This is a genomic window from Streptomyces sp. NPDC051018, from assembly GCF_044456085.1.
GTDB lineage: Bacteria > Actinomycetota > Actinomycetes > Streptomycetales > Streptomycetaceae > Streptomyces.
The window spans coordinates 22,503-38,619 of sequence record NZ_JBITFN010000034.1 but is presented as its reverse complement, the minus strand read 5'-3'; the positions used below and the strand labels follow the sequence as shown (position 1 = coordinate 38,619).

10 protein-coding genes and 1 pseudogene are annotated in these 16,117 nt (G+C 73.7%); 6 read left to right on the top strand and 5 right to left on the bottom strand.

The window, feature by feature from the left end; translation table 11 throughout:
• Window positions 1-680: 680 nt before the first annotated feature.
• From ACIBCM_RS34050 to ACIBCM_RS34040, 3 genes and pseudogenes are all read left to right on the top strand, one after another.
• On the top strand, window positions 681-1,118 hold the full coding sequence (locus ACIBCM_RS34050; protein WP_399250154.1) for a hypothetical protein: 438 nt from the start codon (window positions 681-683) through the stop codon (window positions 1,116-1,118).
• A 263-nt stretch (window positions 1,119-1,381) separates the two neighbouring features.
• Window positions 1,382-1,957: an IS607 family transposase gene (locus ACIBCM_RS34045; protein ID WP_399250121.1), complete on the top strand. Its 576-nt coding sequence runs from the start codon at window positions 1,382-1,384 to the stop codon at window positions 1,955-1,957.
• Window positions 1,950-3,628, top strand: a pseudogene (locus ACIBCM_RS34040) (IS200/IS605 family accessory protein TnpB-related protein). Before ACIBCM_RS34045 ends, ACIBCM_RS34040 begins: the two are co-directional and overlap by 8 nt.
• A 366-nt stretch (window positions 3,629-3,994) precedes the next feature.
• On the opposite strand, the gene ACIBCM_RS34035 reads toward ACIBCM_RS34040, so the two are convergent.
• From ACIBCM_RS34035 to ACIBCM_RS34015, 5 genes are all read right to left on the bottom strand, one after another.
• Entirely contained in the window at window positions 3,995-9,226 is a 5,232-nt protein-coding gene (locus ACIBCM_RS34035; protein WP_399250119.1) for a hypothetical protein, read from the bottom strand.
• A 313-nt stretch (window positions 9,227-9,539) separates the two neighbouring features.
• Complete coding sequence (locus ACIBCM_RS34030; RefSeq protein ID WP_399250116.1) at window positions 9,540-10,442, bottom strand: hypothetical protein; 903 nt, start codon at window positions 10,440-10,442, stop codon at window positions 9,540-9,542.
• Complete coding sequence (locus tag ACIBCM_RS34025) at window positions 10,439-10,726, bottom strand: hypothetical protein (RefSeq protein WP_399250113.1); 288 nt, start codon at window positions 10,724-10,726, stop codon at window positions 10,439-10,441. The genes ACIBCM_RS34030 and ACIBCM_RS34025 overlap by 4 nt, the downstream gene beginning before the upstream one ends.
• Window positions 10,723-12,249, bottom strand: a complete 1,527-nt coding sequence (locus ACIBCM_RS34020) for a hypothetical protein (protein ID WP_399250112.1) — start codon at window positions 12,247-12,249, stop codon at window positions 10,723-10,725. Before ACIBCM_RS34020 ends, ACIBCM_RS34025 begins: the two co-directional genes overlap by 4 nt.
• A gap of 359 nt (window positions 12,250-12,608) precedes the next feature.
• Window positions 12,609-13,343 (bottom strand): GntR family transcriptional regulator, encoded by a 735-nt coding sequence (locus ACIBCM_RS34015; protein WP_399250152.1) that lies wholly within the window; start codon window positions 13,341-13,343, stop codon window positions 12,609-12,611.
• A gap of 474 nt (window positions 13,344-13,817) precedes the next feature.
• Between ACIBCM_RS34015 and ACIBCM_RS34010 the strand changes: the two genes are divergently transcribed.
• The 3 genes from ACIBCM_RS34010 to ACIBCM_RS34000 are packed head-to-tail and all read left to right on the top strand — an operon-like array spanning window position 13,818 to window position 16,065.
• Window positions 13,818-14,582, top strand: a complete 765-nt coding sequence (locus ACIBCM_RS34010; RefSeq protein ID WP_399250109.1) for a LamB/YcsF family protein — start codon at window positions 13,818-13,820, stop codon at window positions 14,580-14,582.
• A gap of 2 nt (window positions 14,583-14,584) precedes the next feature.
• Entirely contained in the window at window positions 14,585-15,202 is a 618-nt protein-coding gene (locus ACIBCM_RS34005; RefSeq protein ID WP_399250150.1) for an allophanate hydrolase subunit 1, read from the top strand.
• Complete coding sequence (locus ACIBCM_RS34000) at window positions 15,199-16,065, top strand: biotin-dependent carboxyltransferase family protein (RefSeq protein ID WP_399250107.1); 867 nt, start codon at window positions 15,199-15,201, stop codon at window positions 16,063-16,065. The genes ACIBCM_RS34005 and ACIBCM_RS34000 overlap by 4 nt, the downstream gene beginning before the upstream one ends.
• Window positions 16,066-16,117 lie beyond the last annotated feature (52 nt).

Sequence of the window (16,117 nt, the reverse complement as noted above, 5' to 3'; positions counted from 1 at the left end):
GCAGGACAGCGGCCGGTAGGGCGTTCCGGGGGCGGACAGGAGATGGCTGGAATCATTCGATTCGGGCGGCGATCACGGGAATCTTCGGGGCTTCTCATTCGTCCTTATGTACGGGGCTGTTGGGGACCTGCCGGATGTGCGAGGTTCGTCCGAGGTGTCGGCATCGTCCGTCTTTCTCAACTGCCTTACGGGGTGGTGCGGTTGTGCCACCACAAGCGGTCGGTTCCTATGCGGGGCTGGAGTAGAACCACGGATTCCGGGCAGCCACCCTGAAGCCGGGACGAACATGGGGGATGTGGGGAGTGACGAAGACCATGGACACGGAGGGGCGTCGGGGCGAGGCGCGCTCGGCGGCGCAGGAGCGCCGCGAAGGCGCCCGCCCGAAGGACACCGCGCCTCACGGCCGGACAGGGGCGACGGGTGCCGGTCATCGGGGAGAGAGCACGGCGGACCGTCGGGACGGAACCACAGCGGACCGTCGGGGCGGGAGCACACAGAAGGGAGCCGGACGGCTCGGTGGTGCCCGTTCAGCGGGGGACCAGGGGCGTGGTGAGGCCCGCTCCGCGGACGCCGGGCGGCCGGGGGACGGCCGGCCCGGGGACAAGCCCGATGGCGGACGCCCTGGCGGCAGTCGGCCGACGGGGGCCGGGCGGCCCGGTGACGGGCGCGCGGCCACGGGTATTTCCCGCGGTGATAGCCCGTCGGCGGGCGAGGGACCGGCGCCTCGGCAGCTGTGGGTGGAGGAGCCGGCGGCACGGCGGCCCATGGCGGATCCGGTCCGTAAGGCGGCGGTCCGCGCGGTCCTCATCGTCTCGCTGACGCTGATCCAGGCGATGGTCGCCTTCCTCTGCACGCTCACCGGGTCCTGGCTCGCGTTTCCCATGGTCCTCAGCAGTGTCGCCAGCACCGTCGTCGCCACCTGGGCCGTGCTCGATGTCTGGGTGACCCGTCAGGTGTGGCGGCAGCGCCACGGTGTGGTGTCCGAGCCGAGCAGCAGTGCCCGCCGGCTCCGGCGTGAGCACCGCCGCGCGAGGCGTGCGGCGCGCGCGACTGCCCGCCGGGACGCGCGAATACGGAGGCGGGAGCCGCGTACCCAGCTCTCGGAGGCCGAGGTCTGAGGGCGTTTCCGGCGCCGGTGGGAGTGCACCGGCGCCGGAACGGACCCGGTCGGGGGCGAGGCTGGGCACCCTGGGGGCGTAGGCGCCCACCGGGCCCGCCGCCCGCCGCCGTCGCGCCGAGCCGGACCGGCTCAGCAGCGAGGTGCACCCGTGCTGCCCGGCTTCCCGGAGGCTTGGAAGGTGCCGAGGGGGTCTTCACCTGCTGGTTGTTGAGATCGGGTAGGTGAGCGTAACCATGTTTGAGTGAGTGTCGTTGTCTGAGCGTGAATCTGACGGAATGGGCAAAGACGCAGGGTGTGCATCCGCAGACCGCGTATCGCTGGTTCCGTGAGGGGACGTTGCCGGTACCGGCTCAGCGGGTCGGGCCGCGCACGATCCTGGTGAACATCGAGACCGGCGCTGCTCGGGGAGCGGTGGGCGGCCTGGGACTGTATGCCCGTGTCTCCTCGCACGGCCAGAGGGGCGATCTGGAGCGGCAGTCGGCCCGGTTGTCTGCGTGGGCGGCCAAGGCGGGCGGCAAGGTCGTCCGGGTCGAGTGCGAGATCGGCTCGGGTATGAACGGCAGTCGCAGCAAGGTCCGTCGCCTGCTGGCCGATCCGGACGTGACCTGCGTGGTCGTGGAGCACAAGGACCGGCTCGGCCGCATGAACGTCGAACTCGTCGAGGCTGCCCTGTCCGCACACGGCCGCCGCCTCGTCGTCCTGGATGACGGCGAGGTCGAAGACGACCTGGTGCGTGACATGGTGGAGGTGCTGACGTCGTTCTGCGCCCGCCTGTATGGCCGCCGTTCGGCGAAGAACCGTGCCCGCAAGGCGTTGGAGGCCGCCGAGCATGGCTGACTCCGCACTCCGCGAGATCGCGCCGTCGTTCGTGGCCCCGGGCCCCGCCGGTGTGGCGATCCGGGACCGACTCAAGCACCTGACGACCGAGGATGAGGAGGTTCTCCGTCTGGTCGGCGCGCACATGGGTTCGCTCGCGTCGAAGGACCTTGCTGCCCGCTGCCGGGATGGTCTGGAGCACTCCACTGATACGTGGGCTGCGCGGAAACGCTCGCTGACGCCTCAGTCGTCGGCGCGCTGGGCCGGAGCTGTCACCAAAGCCAGTCACGATCAGTGGGCGCTCTCGCGTCGCGGCCAGCTTGCGCACATCCAGAATCTCGAAGCCGGGATCAGGACGATCGCGCACCGCCTGTCGCAGCCGATCGGCGCGAGCGGCACGAAGAAGGCCCCCGGCGGCTACCGTTCCGAGGGCGAGTGGTTCCACAAGACCCGCCGCCTGCGCGTGCTCGAAGACCGGCTGGAGCGCGAACGCGCTGACCGTGAGAACGGCCGCGTGCGCGTGGTGCGGGGCGGCAAGCGGCTCGCCCGGGGTAGGCACAACCTGGCTGCCGCCCAGCTCACCACCGAGCAGTGGCGGGAACGCTGGGAGGCAGAGCGCTGGTTCCTGGCCGCCGACGGCGAGAGCGGGAAGCGGTTCGGCAACGAAACGATCCGCATCACCCCGGACGGGGATGTGTCGGTCAAGCTGCCCGCCCCGCTGGCTCATCTGGCCAACGCCCGGCACGGCCGGTACATCCTCGCGTGCAAGGTCTCCTTCCCGCACCGCGGCCCCGAGTGGGCCGACCGCATCGAAGCCAACCGGGCCGTCGCGTACCGCATCCACTTCGACACAGACCGGGACCGCTGGTACATCACCGCGTCCTGGCAGTACGCCCCGACGAAGACCATCCCGATCAAGTCCGCCCTGGCCGACGGGGTGATCGGCGTCGACACCAACGCCGACCACCTCGCCGCCTGGCGCCTCGACACCCACGGTAACCCGACCGGCCAGCCGCGCAGCTTCTCCTACGACCTGTCCGGCAACGCCGACCAACGCGACGCCCAGGTCCGCCACACCCTGACGCGCCTGCTGAACTGGGCCAAGACCTGTGGCGTGAAGGCCATCGCCGTCGAAGACCTGGACTTCACCGCCGAGAAGACCCGCGAGAAGCACGGCCGCCGGCGCCGCTTCCGGCAGATCATCTCCGGCATCCCCACCGGAAAACTCCGTGCCCGCCTCACCTCGATGGCCGACCGGACCGGTATCGCGATCATCGCCGTGGACCCGGCCTACACCAGTCGCTGGGGCGCCCAGCACTGGCAGAAGCCCTCACCTCGAAGAACCGAAAGACCTCCCGTCACGATGCCGCGAGCATCGCGATCGGCCGACGCGCCCAAGGGCACCCGATCCGGCGACGTACGGCACCGCCCCCACACGACCGGAGTGATCGTGCGGGGCACCGGACCGTCCAGGCCCGACCGGGCACCCCAAGGCGTGAGGGAACCCGCCCCCGTATTCCCGGACCACGGACACGATCCGTGCAGCCAGATACAGAGCGAAAGCGGGAGACCAGGACATCCAGAACCGTTCGGGATGTCCGCAGTGCACAGGCTTGGGTCCAAGACACACTCCTGCTCACTGACAAGGAACGGTTTGCCGGGGCTCTCATGCACGGGCCGCCGGGCGGCTGAGATCCGGCGGAAGGCCGTGCCGTGACAGGAGTGCCGACCGGCCTTGGGACGGGGTTGCTGCATCCGGTGTGCGGTCGTCCGGCGGAGGTCGCCTTGTACGGGACCTCTGCGAGCTCCCGACCACGGCGCCGCGCCTATCCGGTGCCGGGGGCGACACGGCCCGGGCGGGAGGGGACGAGACGGCTTCGATGGTTTCCGGCCGGGCGGCGGAGCGGCCACCCGGTGGCGGAACGCTGCGAGGCCGTGCGGCAGTTCGAGCCGCAGGCTTCGTCGTCCGAGCGTCCACGGCGCTGTCAGAGCGTCCCCGGCTCTGCCGGGCGCTTCGGAGGTCTCGCTCCGGAGCGAGACCTCCGAAGCGGCGCACGCCTACTCGGCTCCGGCCGGGGCGGTGTTGTCCGTGCCCGGCCGCGGGGGCACGGAACCGGAAGCCTCCACCGGTGAGCGATCCCCGGGTGCCTGAGGCCCAGGCCCGCCTCGGGACGGCACACCGGTGCCCTGCTCCGGGCCGGGGCCGGAGACCGGCCGCCCGGCGGGCTCGGAGGGGGCAGGGACGGGACGGGCCTCCGCGGAGGCGGTGGTTCGTCTGAACATCCGAGTCGCCGTGATCTCCCCGTGAACCGTCTCGTCCGACGGGTCCGGCTGGGGCAGACCGGGCCGCAGATGCTCCTCGACGCTGATGTACTTCAGCCCGGCCCGCAGATCCGCGTCGTTGCGGAGCCGGATCACCAGCGGGAACTCCGCGAGCGCGGTGGTGTCGAACAGCCCCGTCGTATAGAGCAGCTGGACGCCGAGCGCGTCGGAGACCGCGCGCTGGAGCTCCAGCAGATAGGTGGCGTTGGCCCGGCCGATCGGGTTGTCGAGGAACAGGGTGCCCGCGTGGCGGTGGCGGTCGCGGCCCCGGTCGTTGCTGCGGAGCGCGGCCATCGTGCAGTACAGGGCGATGGCGGCGGTGAGCAGCTGACCGCCGGAGAAGACATCGCCCATCTGCCCGACCGGCACGCGCTCGGCGCGCAGTACCGCGTCCGGTTTGAGGATCTCCACGGCGATGCCGCCGGGCTGAAGCGCGGCCTGGACACCCCGCAGCAGGAGCGACATCCCGTCCCGGCGGCCCTCGCCGTACGCCGCCGCCCCGTTCTTCCGTACGGCCGCGCGGGTCGCGTCGTCGATGACCTCGCCGAGCCGTTCGGCGAGTGTCGCCTGGTCCGGTTCCTCGAAGCGGATCCGCAGGAACTCCTGCCCGGACCACTCCCCCAGGCCCTCGGGCAGCCGGGAGAGGCGCTGGGCCGAGCGCAGGGTCGTCAGCGCCGACTCCACCAGACCGCGCAGCCGGTCGACGATCGTGTCGCGGTTGCGCTCCAGCTGTGCCAGCTCGTCGGTCAGTACGCGCAACCGGGGCGCGAACGCCTCGGCCCACTTCGCCGCGTGCTCCGGCAGGGCGGCCGCCGGAAGCTCCCGGATCTGCTGGCGCGCGGGGGTGCGCACCTGTTCGTACCGTGTGGAGTTCGCGTGCCGTACGAGGACATCGGCCGCCTCCCGTACGGCGGACTCGGCGGTGGAGAGGTCGGTGGCGCAGCCGCGCAGGGAGCGGCGGGCCTCGGCGGCGGACTGGCGCGCCTCCACGAGACCGCCCGGGTACGGCTCGGGCGGCTCGGCCCCCGTCGTCTCGTCCTCGTCCCGCTGCTCGCGCAGGAGGTCACGCAGGAGCCCGGCGGTCTCGTCGAATCCGCCCGCGGCGTCCTCGGCCGCCCGGTGGGCCTGGAGCAGCCGGGTGTGGACGTCCCGGGCGGTCTCCAGCGCGTCCGTGCGGGAGGCGAGTTCGGCCGTGGCCGTACGGAGCAGGGTCTGGGCCTGCCCGGCGTCGGCGGGCACCAGTTCGTCGGGGAGGTCGGTGTGGGACCCGCCGTCGGCGGGGGCGAGACGTTCGGCCTCGCCCCGGAGCCTGCCGAGCTTCTCGCTCGCCTCCGTCGCGCGCGACTCCAGCATCTGCACCAGTGACTCCGCGCGGGCGGCCGCCGCCTGCCGGGAGGGGCCGTCGGCGCCGTCGGTGCCTTCGAGGAGCTGGGCGGCACGGGTGCGGACCCTGTTGGTGAGCCGGTCCAGCTCGGCGACGGCGGCGCTCTCGTCGCTCTCGGCCCGGGCCTGTTCGGCGCGGAGGTCGGCGCCGACGCCCACCTTCTCGTACAGCTGTGACGCCGCGCGATACGCCTCGCGCAGGGCGGGAAGGGCGGTGGTCCGGGGGCCCGACGGGTCCTGGTCAGGGAGGTCCTCGGGGGCACCGGCGATCTCGGCCCGCTCGGCGCGCAGGGCCCGTGCCGTACGGCGGGCGTCGTCGCCCGCGCGCTGGGCCGCCCTGCGGTCCTCGTCGGCGGCCTTCGCCCGCTCCAGGCAGGTGGCGGCCCGCACCTCGGACTCGGCGGCCTCATCGGCCAGTTCACGCAGCTTGACCTGCCAGCCCGCGCGCTCCCGGAGCCGGAAGGCGAGGCCCGCGAGGGCGTCGGCGGCGCGCCGTGCCCGCTGGGCCGCCTCCTGGCGCTCCTCACGCACCCGGGCCGCGTCGGCTGCGGCCTCCTCGGCCTCCGCCCGTACGGTACGGGCCTCGGCCAGCTCGGCCCGCGTCTCCTCGGCGGCCTCCCAGGCGGAACGCGCCTCCAGGTCGAGTTCGGCGAGGGTGCCCGGCGGGCAGTCCGCGCGCCAGGACCCGAGACGGGCGGCGAGGGAGCGGTCGGCGGCGAGCCGGGCCGCGAGCACCCGGATCTCCTCGTCCCTGGCGGTGGTGCGGGCGCGCAGCGCGTGCCGCTCCTCGTCGGCGGCGTGCTCGTCGTGCATGGCCGGGTTCGGCGGTACGAGGAAGACGCCCGTCTCGTCGGCCTCGCCGGTCCCCGTGGCGGGCACGGGGGCGAGCAGTGCGGCGGCGGTGCCGACGGCCACCGCGGAACGGGGCAGCAGGGCGGCCCCGGTGAGAACCTCCCGCGCGCGCAGATGGGAATCGGGATCGGTGATCACCACACCGTCGACCAGCTCCGGGCGCGCGGCGAGCACGGCGGCGTGGTCGGCGGGGGCGACGGCCTGTGCGAGGTAGCGCCAGCCGGGGAGCGCGGGGATGCCGTGCTCCCCCAGGTACTCGACCGTCGCGAGGACGTCGGGGCCCGCGGGCAGCAGTCCCCCGTCGCCGAGCGCGCCGAGGATCCGGGCGTCGTCGGCGGCGGCGGTGCGCAGGTCGAAGAGCTGGCGTTCGGCGGAGGCGACGTACTGGTCGAGCAGCTCCCGCAGTTCGTCGGCGTAACGGTCCACCTCCTCGGCCGAAAGAGGGCCTTCGGGCACCCGGGGGCGGGGGCTCGTGGTGAACGGCGGGGGTCCGGTGGGTGGGGCGGGCGCGGTGGAGTCGGGCGGTGTGCCCGGCCCGCCGTGCCGGTCTCCGCCGGCCGCGGACGGCGGTGACGCGGTGGGGGACTCACCGGGCTCTCCGGTCCGCTCCCCGGTGCCGTGGCCGGGTCCGGTGCCGTGGAAGTGGCCGTGCGGGGCCCGGATTCCCGGGGTGCCACCGGCCGCGACGGCGGGCCCGGGGCCGGTGCCGTCCGTGGACTCCGAGCCGTGACCGGGCTCGTGCTCCCCCACCCCGGCGGCGGGCTCCTCCGCGTGTGCGGCGGTCCCGCGGGCATCGGGAGCCGGACCCTCCGTCGCCCGGCCGGTGTCCCCGGTGGCCGTCGCGGCGCCCCGGCGTGGGGGCGGTACGGGGACGGGGGCCACGGCCGGGGACGGCAGACTGAGCAGTTCCGCGAGGCGTGTGTCCTCCGCGATCGAGTCCGCCGCCCGTCGTTCCGCCTCATAGGCCTGCTCGGCGGCCCGGGCCGCGTCGGCGGCGCGGGCGGCGGCCAGTTCGGAGCGGGCCTCGGCCGCGGACGCCTCCTTCGCGCGCTCCGCCGTGGCACGCCCCGCCTCACGGGCCGTGTCCCAGGCCGCGACGGCGGTCTTCTCCGCGTCGCTCGCCGCGAGCGCCGCCCTCGCGGGGTCGGCGTCCGGTGCGGTGTCGTCGAGCCAGCCGGCCCGTACCGCCTCGGCGGTCTCCTGTTCGACCTCGGACAGCCGCTGGCGCAGATGACCGATCTCACTGCGGGCGCGCTGGGCCTCGGTGGCGGCGGCCGTCGCGTCGCGGTGGGCCGCCTCGCCCGACTCCTGGAGTGCGGCGGACCGCTCCTCCTGCTCATTGGCCGCCCGCTCGCCCTTCTCGGCCGCCGAGTGCAGGGCCCGTACAAGATCGGCCGCTGCCCTGGCGCGGGCGGCGAGCGCCGGGGCAGCGTCCCGTTCGGCCTCGCGGATGGCGGCGGCGACACGGGCGGACCGGTCGGCGGCCGCCCGGTGCCGCAGGACGGCCTCCGCGGCCTGCCACGCGGAGTGCAGCGTACGGGCGTCGGTCAGCTCGCGGCGCTGGGCGGCGGCGCCCTTCTCGGCGGCGGTCAGGGCCAGGGAGGCGTGCCGGTAGGCCAGTTCGGCCGCGATGAGGGAGCTGCGGCCACGTGCCCGCTCGGCTTCGGTGACGGTGTGGGCGGCGGCCGTGACCTGATGCGCCAGTTCGGCGGTACGGCTCCGCTCGTCCCGGGCGCGTGCGGAGAGCCTGCGGGCGAGGGTGCGCGTACGCCGTTCGGCGCCCGCGTGGATCTCCCGGGCGCGGGTACGGGTTTCCGCCGATTCGACGATCCGGTGCAGCAGATCGACGGAACCGGCCGTGAACTCGCGTTCCGCGGTCAGTTCGGCGCGGCGGCCGAGCTTGTTGCCGAAGCTGCCGACGAGGTCGGCGAGGCCGTCGGTGTCCCGGGTGTCCGTGACGGCGCGCAGCAGCAGATCGGTGAAGTCGGAGTCCTTCTTCACGGCGAAGAGTCCGGCGGCCTCGCCCTCGTCGGCGTTCATCTCGCGCTGGTAGCGGAAGAGTTCGGGGTCGAGGCCCAGATCGCCGAGATGCTCGTTCCAGCGGTCGTGGATCTCCTCCCAGTGGATGTCGAGGTGCGGATACGCCTTGCCGGCCTCGGTGATCGCGTCGCGGAAGCCCTTCATCGTGCGGCGGCGGCCCCGCGCGCCGGAGGCTCCGTCGGCCGGGCGCCGTACGGCGGTGGACTCGGCGACCGGGAGGGAGTCGAGGCTGAGACCGGGGCCCGGGCGGAACGAGTACCAGGCTTCGGCGAACTTCCGGGGGTCGCTGGAGATCTGGCGTCCGCGCCACTCACTGACCTTGCCGACGACGACGAGTTCGCCGGTGAGGGTGTGCTGCCACTCCAGGGCGACATGTCCGCAGTCGTCCGCCAGGAGGAACTTGCGCAGTACGCCGGAGCTGGCGCCGCCGAGGGTGTTGCGGTGGCCGGGCAGCATCACGGAGAAAATCAGCTTGAGCAGGACGGACTTGCCGCCGCCGTTCTCCAGGAAGAGCACGCCCGCGGGGGCGGGGCGTCGCGGCGGGCCGGCCGGCTCCTCCTCGAAGAACTCCGCCTGTGCGGGCGCGGGGTGGGGCACCGGCTCGCCGACCCCGCGCAGATCCAGCACGGTGTCGGCGTAGCGCGCACCGGCGGGACCGATGGAGTAGAGGCGGACACGGGACAGCTCGTACATGGCGGCGGACTCTCGTCGTCGGCAGGTCGGACAGGGACGGGACCGCGGGGTTCGCGGCTCGTGCGGGTTGGCCGGGGCTGGTCGGTCAGGGCAGTCGGACGTGGTTGTCGGTCGTGTTTGTCGGTCGGGGCGGGTCGGGCTCGATATCGGGCGGTCGGGCGGGCGGGGCGGTCGGATGCCGGTGGATACGGCGGACGGGTGAGGCGGGTCCCCGGATTCCGGCTGCGATCCGCGCTGACCCGGGGTTTTCCGTTGGATGCTGCGGTTGTCCGGAGTGCGGGGTTACGGGGCGGTCGTCGGGGGCGGTCCGGGATCAGGTGTGGAAGGGCAGTCCCGCGCCGGCCGGCAGCTCCAGGTCGTCCGCGTCGGGTGGCAGCAGCAGGGTGGCACTGCCGTCGGTGACCGGTACGACACCGAGTTCGAGCAGCTCGGCCATGGCGGCGCTGCCCGCCATGTCACGTACCTGCAGCTGGTAGCGGGCGGTGGTGCGGTACGCGCCGCCGGCGTCGTCGCCGGTCCGCTGGAGGAATCCGGAGTCCGTGAGGAAGGCGACGGCCTTGCCGACGATCCCGGTCGTGGAACCGGCGAGCCGGCGGGCGTCCTTGGTGGCTCCGGTGGCACTCCGTCTGGCGTAGATCCGCCAGGCGGCCTCCAGGCCCGGAGCATCGGTGGCGGGGTCGGTGTTCTCGCCCTGGGCGTCGGCGCGCTCCTCCAGGCGTTGGCAGGCCTGGCGTATGAACGCGTCCACGCCGTTGACGGTGATGCGCCCGATGTAGGCGTCGTCCGCCAGGTCCTCCGGGCGGGGGAACGCCATGGCGGCGACCGCGAGATGGGCCAGGCCGTGGAGGAAGCGGTCCGCGGAGTCGGGGGCGGCACGGCGCGCGTAGTCCCCCATGCGGACGGCGAAGACGGAGTCCTCGCCCGCGGTGACGGCCATGCCCGCGCGGGTGGACACCTCCAGGACGACGAGTCCGAGTCCGGTGGCGACGGCGTCGGCGAGCCGGGCGAACGCCGCGTCCTCGCGGTAGCGGCGCAGCAGCTCGGCGTATTCGGCGTCGCGGGCCGGAACCAGTCTGGGCTGGAGCCCGAAGGAGACGAGCCGTGCCGCGTCGGCCGCGTCGGCGGGTGTGACGGCGGTGGGGGCGGGTGCCGTCCGCTCCTGCGGGTCCGCGGTCCGCCACGGGTCGGTCGCGGTGGTGTGGAGGTGGTCGCTCATCGGGGCTCCTCGGGGCGGACGCGGTGGGGGGCGCGCTGGTGGGGGACGCGGATGCCGCCTACGGGAAAGGTGGTGCGGGCGGGCTCGTTGGTACGGCGCACCGGGGCGTCCGGGCCCGCGGCGACGGCCGTCACCGGGGCGTCGGCCGCGCTCCGGGGAGCCGGGGCGCCGGGCCGGGCGCGGGACAGCACGGGCGCGCCGTTCCCCTGGCCGGGGGACGGCCGGAAGGGGTCGCCCGGGGGTGGGGCACCGGTACGGAGCCGTGCCCGGACGGGCCGGATCATGCCGCCTCCGTACGGTCCGCCGCCATGCCCACCGCGTCCAGGAGCGCCGTGCCCACGATGAGGTCGGCACCGCCGAACTCCGCATCGTCGAGCTCGGTGCCGTCGTCGACGGCGAACAGGAGGCGCTCCTCGCCCTGCCGGTACGCCGTGCCGACCGGAGGGCTCGCCGCGTGGACGGCGAGGAGGGCCACCAGGTACGGCAGTTCGGGATCGCGGCGGCGCGCCTCGGCGAGCAGACCGGAGAGTCTGCGCGGTGCGTCGTGCTCCAGGTCGAGGAGCTCCATGGCGCTCGCCAGCTGCTCCTCGCTGAAGCGGCTGTCGTCGGGGGTCGCGATCAGATCGGGCTCGGGCATCTCCGCGCCGAGGTGTTCGCGCTCCACCGGTGGGGTCAGCAGCAGCTCGACGAGATCACCGATCCGGACGGACGAGGGGGTGCGCAGTCCGGTGCCCCGGGCGAAGAAGGCGTCGGTGACGCGGATCGCCGACTCCAGCGGGAGCGGGAGCAGGGGCGCGACCAGTTGTCCGTACAGGTCCAGGCCGGCGCGCGCGGTGGGCCGGGCGAACGCCTGGCGGTCCTGTTCGGCGCGGAAGAGGGGGCCGGCCTCCAGCAGGCGGGACTGGAGCTGGGTGTGGCGGCGGATGCAGTCCTTGACGATGTCGACGAGCTCGGCGGCGCGGCGCTTGTGCTCGGGGTCCTCGGCCTCGTCACGCGCCTTGCGGATATTGGTGAGGATCGCGTTCTCGTGGCGGTAGCGGTCGGCGACATGGTCGAGGGCCTCGGCGATCATGTCGGGCACCGCGTGGAGCCAGTCCACGGCACGGACGTTGCGGCGGGTGGCCTCCAGCGTGCGGCGCAGGGTCTCGGCGTACTGCACGGTGCGGTAGCGGGCCTGTTCGGCCGCAAGCTGGGCGTCCGCCAGCCTGCCGCGGCTGATCAGCACCTCCAGCTTGACCTCGGCGGCGATCTGCGCGCTGGTGACATCCGTGTCGAGCGCGCCCACCAGGACGTTGACGGCCTCGTCGGTCGTCCGGAGATAGACGCTGCCGCCGTAGCCGGGGACTTCCTCGATGAGTTTGAAGTCGTAGTCACGGCGGGTGTAGACACCGTCGGGGCCGAAGGTGCCGTACACAGCGCGGAATCCGCGGTCCACGCTGCCCACGTTGATCAGGTTCTCCAGGACCCAGCGGGCGACGCGCTCATGCTCGGCGGCGGGGCGCCGTGGGGCCTGGGCGGCGATTCTGGGCAGGAGTCTGGCGACTATCTGGTCGTGGTCGGCACCGGTGTCGAAGTCCATGTTCAGCGTGACGAGATCGATGGCGGCGAGGGCCACCTCCGCCATCGCGTACACGGTGTACTCACCCGCGAGGTTGGCCTTGCGGGCGTCCAGGTCGTGCAGCGGCGCGGTGCAGGCGAGCGCGCGGAGGCGCCGCGCGAGCCCTTCGTCGGCGGCCGGGCCCTGCGCGGGCCGCGGCCCCGCGCTGAGCTGGGGCGGAATGAATTCCGTCGAGACAGGCGAAGTCACGTTGCACAGATTAGGTCCTCGCACTGACAACGGTCGAAACGGCGCAGAAGCGACCCCCGGGCGCCGTCCCCGTCTGTCCCGCCGAGCCGTGGCCCCCTCCCCGCACCCCACCACGGGGACACACCGGCCGGGGACGCGGCGCGCTCGGGCAGGCCGCGGGGACCCCGGCACGGACGGTTACGGGGCAGGACCGGAGACCGCGTGCCGGAACCCTGCCCGTCCCGCAATCCCGCGCGCCCCGCTGCCCGTACGCGGACTTCGGGCCGTCCCTTCCGCAGGTCCTCGGGCCGCCGTACGCGGTCCCGACCGCGCTCGCGGCCCACTCCCGTCCGGGTCCCGTGACCCGGCGGACCGGCCGTCTACGCCCCGTTCGCGTTCTCGTCCTCGACCAGGCCCGCGTAGGCCTCCACCAACTGCGCACCCGAATCGTCCAGATAGTCGGCGAGCAGCCGCTCGGCGGCTGTCCGGTCACCCGCCCGCAGGGCTTCGAGGATCGCGCGGTTGCGGACCAGATACGGCTGGTGCAGCAGCTGGGAATCGTCGACGACATGGAAGGCGAGCCGCAGTTCGGCGAGGACACCCCGCATCAGCTCGTCGGTGCGGGCACTGCCCGCGAGAGCGACGAGTTCGCGGTGGAAGTGGATGTTGGCGGTGGAGACACCCCGCCAGTCCTGCTCGCGTTCGGACCGCTCTCCGCCGTCGACGGCCGCTTCGAGGCGGTCCAGCGGATAGGGCGGGTCGCCGAGGCCGTGGACGACGGCGCACTCGACGAGCCGGCGGGTGCGGAAGATATCGGTGACGTCCTGGACGGCGAGCATACGGACGAAGACCCCGCGGTTGAGCCGGTGGACGAGCAGCCGCTCATGGGTCAGCAGCCTGAACGCCTCCCGGAGGGTGTTGCGCGAGACGCCGAGGGCCTTGCCGATGGCGTCCTCGGAGAGCCGCTCCCCTGGCGGGAAGTACCCCTCCGCGATCCGGGTGCGGAGGATGTCCGCGACCCGTTCCGCCGTGCTGGTGCGGCCCAGGAGCACGCGGTCGTCCGCGAGCCCGCCTGCTGCACCGCCCTGTTCCGCCTCGGGTTCCGTCGTCCCCACAATGACCCTCTCCCCGGCACCGGCCGCTTCAATCCGGCGCACGGAGTCAATCGTAGATGGAAGAACGAGCCAACGCGCCCCTTGTCGGATCGTTGAACGATCCTCTAGCTTTGCCGAGGACAGGCACAGTCAGCGGTCGATGCTCCCGGGAGGTGCGCATGCGTACGGATCGATACAGGAAGCGGGCGGCGGTCCGGGCCCCCGCCGGGCCGGGAGCCACGGGCCGTCCACGCGGCGGAACGGCGGGTGCTCGACGTGCTGCGGGACGGCCGCACGGCAGGTCGGGAGGCGAACGGCGGACGGACTGCGGGCGGTTGACGGGGCTTTCGCCGGCGCGGGCTCGGCCGGGCTCCGGCGGCTGGGGCGTGGGCGGCGCACCCGGCCGCGGATTCGTCGGCTACCGTCTCGCTGTCCTGGCGCTGCTCGGTCCTCCCGAGACCCGGGGCACGGAGCAACTGTGAACAGGAGGGGCACATGACCTGGGCGTCCATCGATCTCAACGCCGACCTCGGCGAAGGCTTCGGCCACTGGCGGCTGACCGACGACGAACAGCTGTTGTCCGTCGTCACCAGCGCCAATGTGGCCTGCGGCTTCCACGCCGGGGACGCGCCCACCATGCGCCGGGTGTGCCGGCTCGCGGCAGAGCGGTCGGTACGGATCGGCGCCCAGGTCTCGTACCGCGACCTCGCCGGGTTCGGACGGCGGCCGATGGATGTACCCCCGGACGAGCTGGCGGCCGAGATCGCCTACCAGATCGGTGCGCTGGAGGTCTTCGCCAGGGCGGCCGGTACCCGCGTCTCGTACGTCAAACCGCATGGCGCGCTCTACAACCGGGTCGTCCGGGACGAGGAGCAGGCAGCAGCCGTCGTCGACGGGGTGCTGCTGTCGGGCGAGCGGCTGCCGCTGCTGGGGCTCCCCGGATCCGAGCTGCACACGATGGCCGAGAAGGCGGGGCTGCCGGCGATCACCGAGGCATTCGCGGACCGCGCGTACTCAGCGGACGGCACCCTGGTGCCGCGTTCCGAGGAGGGCTCGGTGCTCACCGATCCCACCACCGTGGTCGAACGGTCGGTGAGCATGGCCCGGTTCGGCGTGGTCACCTCGCGCTGCGGCAGACATGTGCCCGTGCGCCCGCGGTCCCTGTGTCTGCACGGTGACACACCGGGCGCGGTGTCACTGGCACGGCTGGTACGGCGGCAGCTGGAGAGCGCGGGAGTCCGGGTGGAGGCGTTCGTATGAGTATGCGGACGATGGCCGTCGGCGACCGGGCACTGCTCGTGGAGCTGGCGGACGGGGAGGAGGCCGGGGCGCTCCACGCCGAGCTGCTGCGCCGCCGCGCACACGGGACCCTCCCGGCCGTACGGGAGATCGTGCCCGCCGCCAGGACCGTACTGCTCAACGGGCTGGACGCGCCCGGGCGGTTCGCCCGGGAACTCGGGGAGTGGGAGATCCCACCGCTTCCCGCGCGGGCGGAGAACACGATCGAGTTGCCCGTGCGCTACGACGGGCCCGATCTCGCGGAGGTCGCCGCGCTGTGGGGGGTGCCGGAGGACGAGGTCGCGGCGGTTCACTCGGCCGCCGAGTTCCGCGTCGCCTTCTGCGGGTTCGCCCCCGGCTTCGGCTATCTCACGGGACTTCCCCAGCGGTACGCGGTGCCGCGCCGGGCCACTCCGCGCACCTCGGTCCCGCCCGGCTCCCTGGGACTCGCCGGGCCGTACACGGGGGTGTATCCCCGCGCCTCCCCCGGTGGCTGGCAGCTGATCGGCACCACCGGCACGGAGTTGTGGAATCCGGAGCGTGAGCCCGCCGCGCTGCTCTCCCCGGGGACCCGGGTGCGTTTTGTACCGGAGCCCTCATGACCGATGGAGCCATCGCGGTCGTCCGGGCCGGAGCGCTGACGACCGTGCAGGATCGGGGGCGCCCGGGACACGCGCATCTCGGGGTACCGCGCTCGGGGGCACTCGATCCGTCCGCCGCCGGGCTCGTCAACCGGCTGGTGGGCAATCCCGAGGGCGCGGCCGTGCTGGAGACCACGCTGAACGGCTGTGCCGTCAGGCCGCGCCGGGCGGTGGTCGTCGCCGTGGGCGGCGCGCCGTGCCCCGTCACGGTCGACGGCCGCCCGGTGGCCTGGGGCGCACCGGTGCGGGTGGCGGCCGGGTCGCTGCTGGAGGCGGGCCGTGCCGCGTCGGGGGTGCGGACGTATCTGGCGTTCGCGGGTGGCATCGCGGTCGACCCCGTCCTCGGGAGCCGCTCCACCGATCTGCTCTCCGGGCTGGGCCCCCCGCCGCTGTCCGAGGGCGCCGTGCTGCCTCTCGGGACTCCGGAGGGCCCGCCTCCCCCGGTGGGTGAGGCGGTGCCCTGGCCCGGGGCGCCGTCGGAACTGGCGCTGCGGATCCGGTTCGGGCCCCGCGCCGACTGGTTCACGCGGGGGGCGCTGCGCACCCTGGTCTCGGGGGCGTACCGGGTGTCGGCGGCGAGCAACCGAATCGGGCTGCGCACCGAGGGTCCCGCCCTGGAGCGGGCGCGGGGCGGTGAACTGCCCAGTGAGGGGATGGTGCTGGGGGCGGTTCAGGTGCCGCCGGACGGCTGTCCGGTGGTCTTTCTCGCCGATCATCCGACCACCGGCGGCTATCCGGTGGTCGCGGTCGTCGACGAGCGGGATCTCGGGGCGGCGGCACAGGCGGTGCCGGGCACCCCGATCCGGTTTGTGCCGGTGAGATGAACACGGCACCCGTTCTCCCGTCCCCGGCTCGCACCTGTCTCGGCACGCCCTC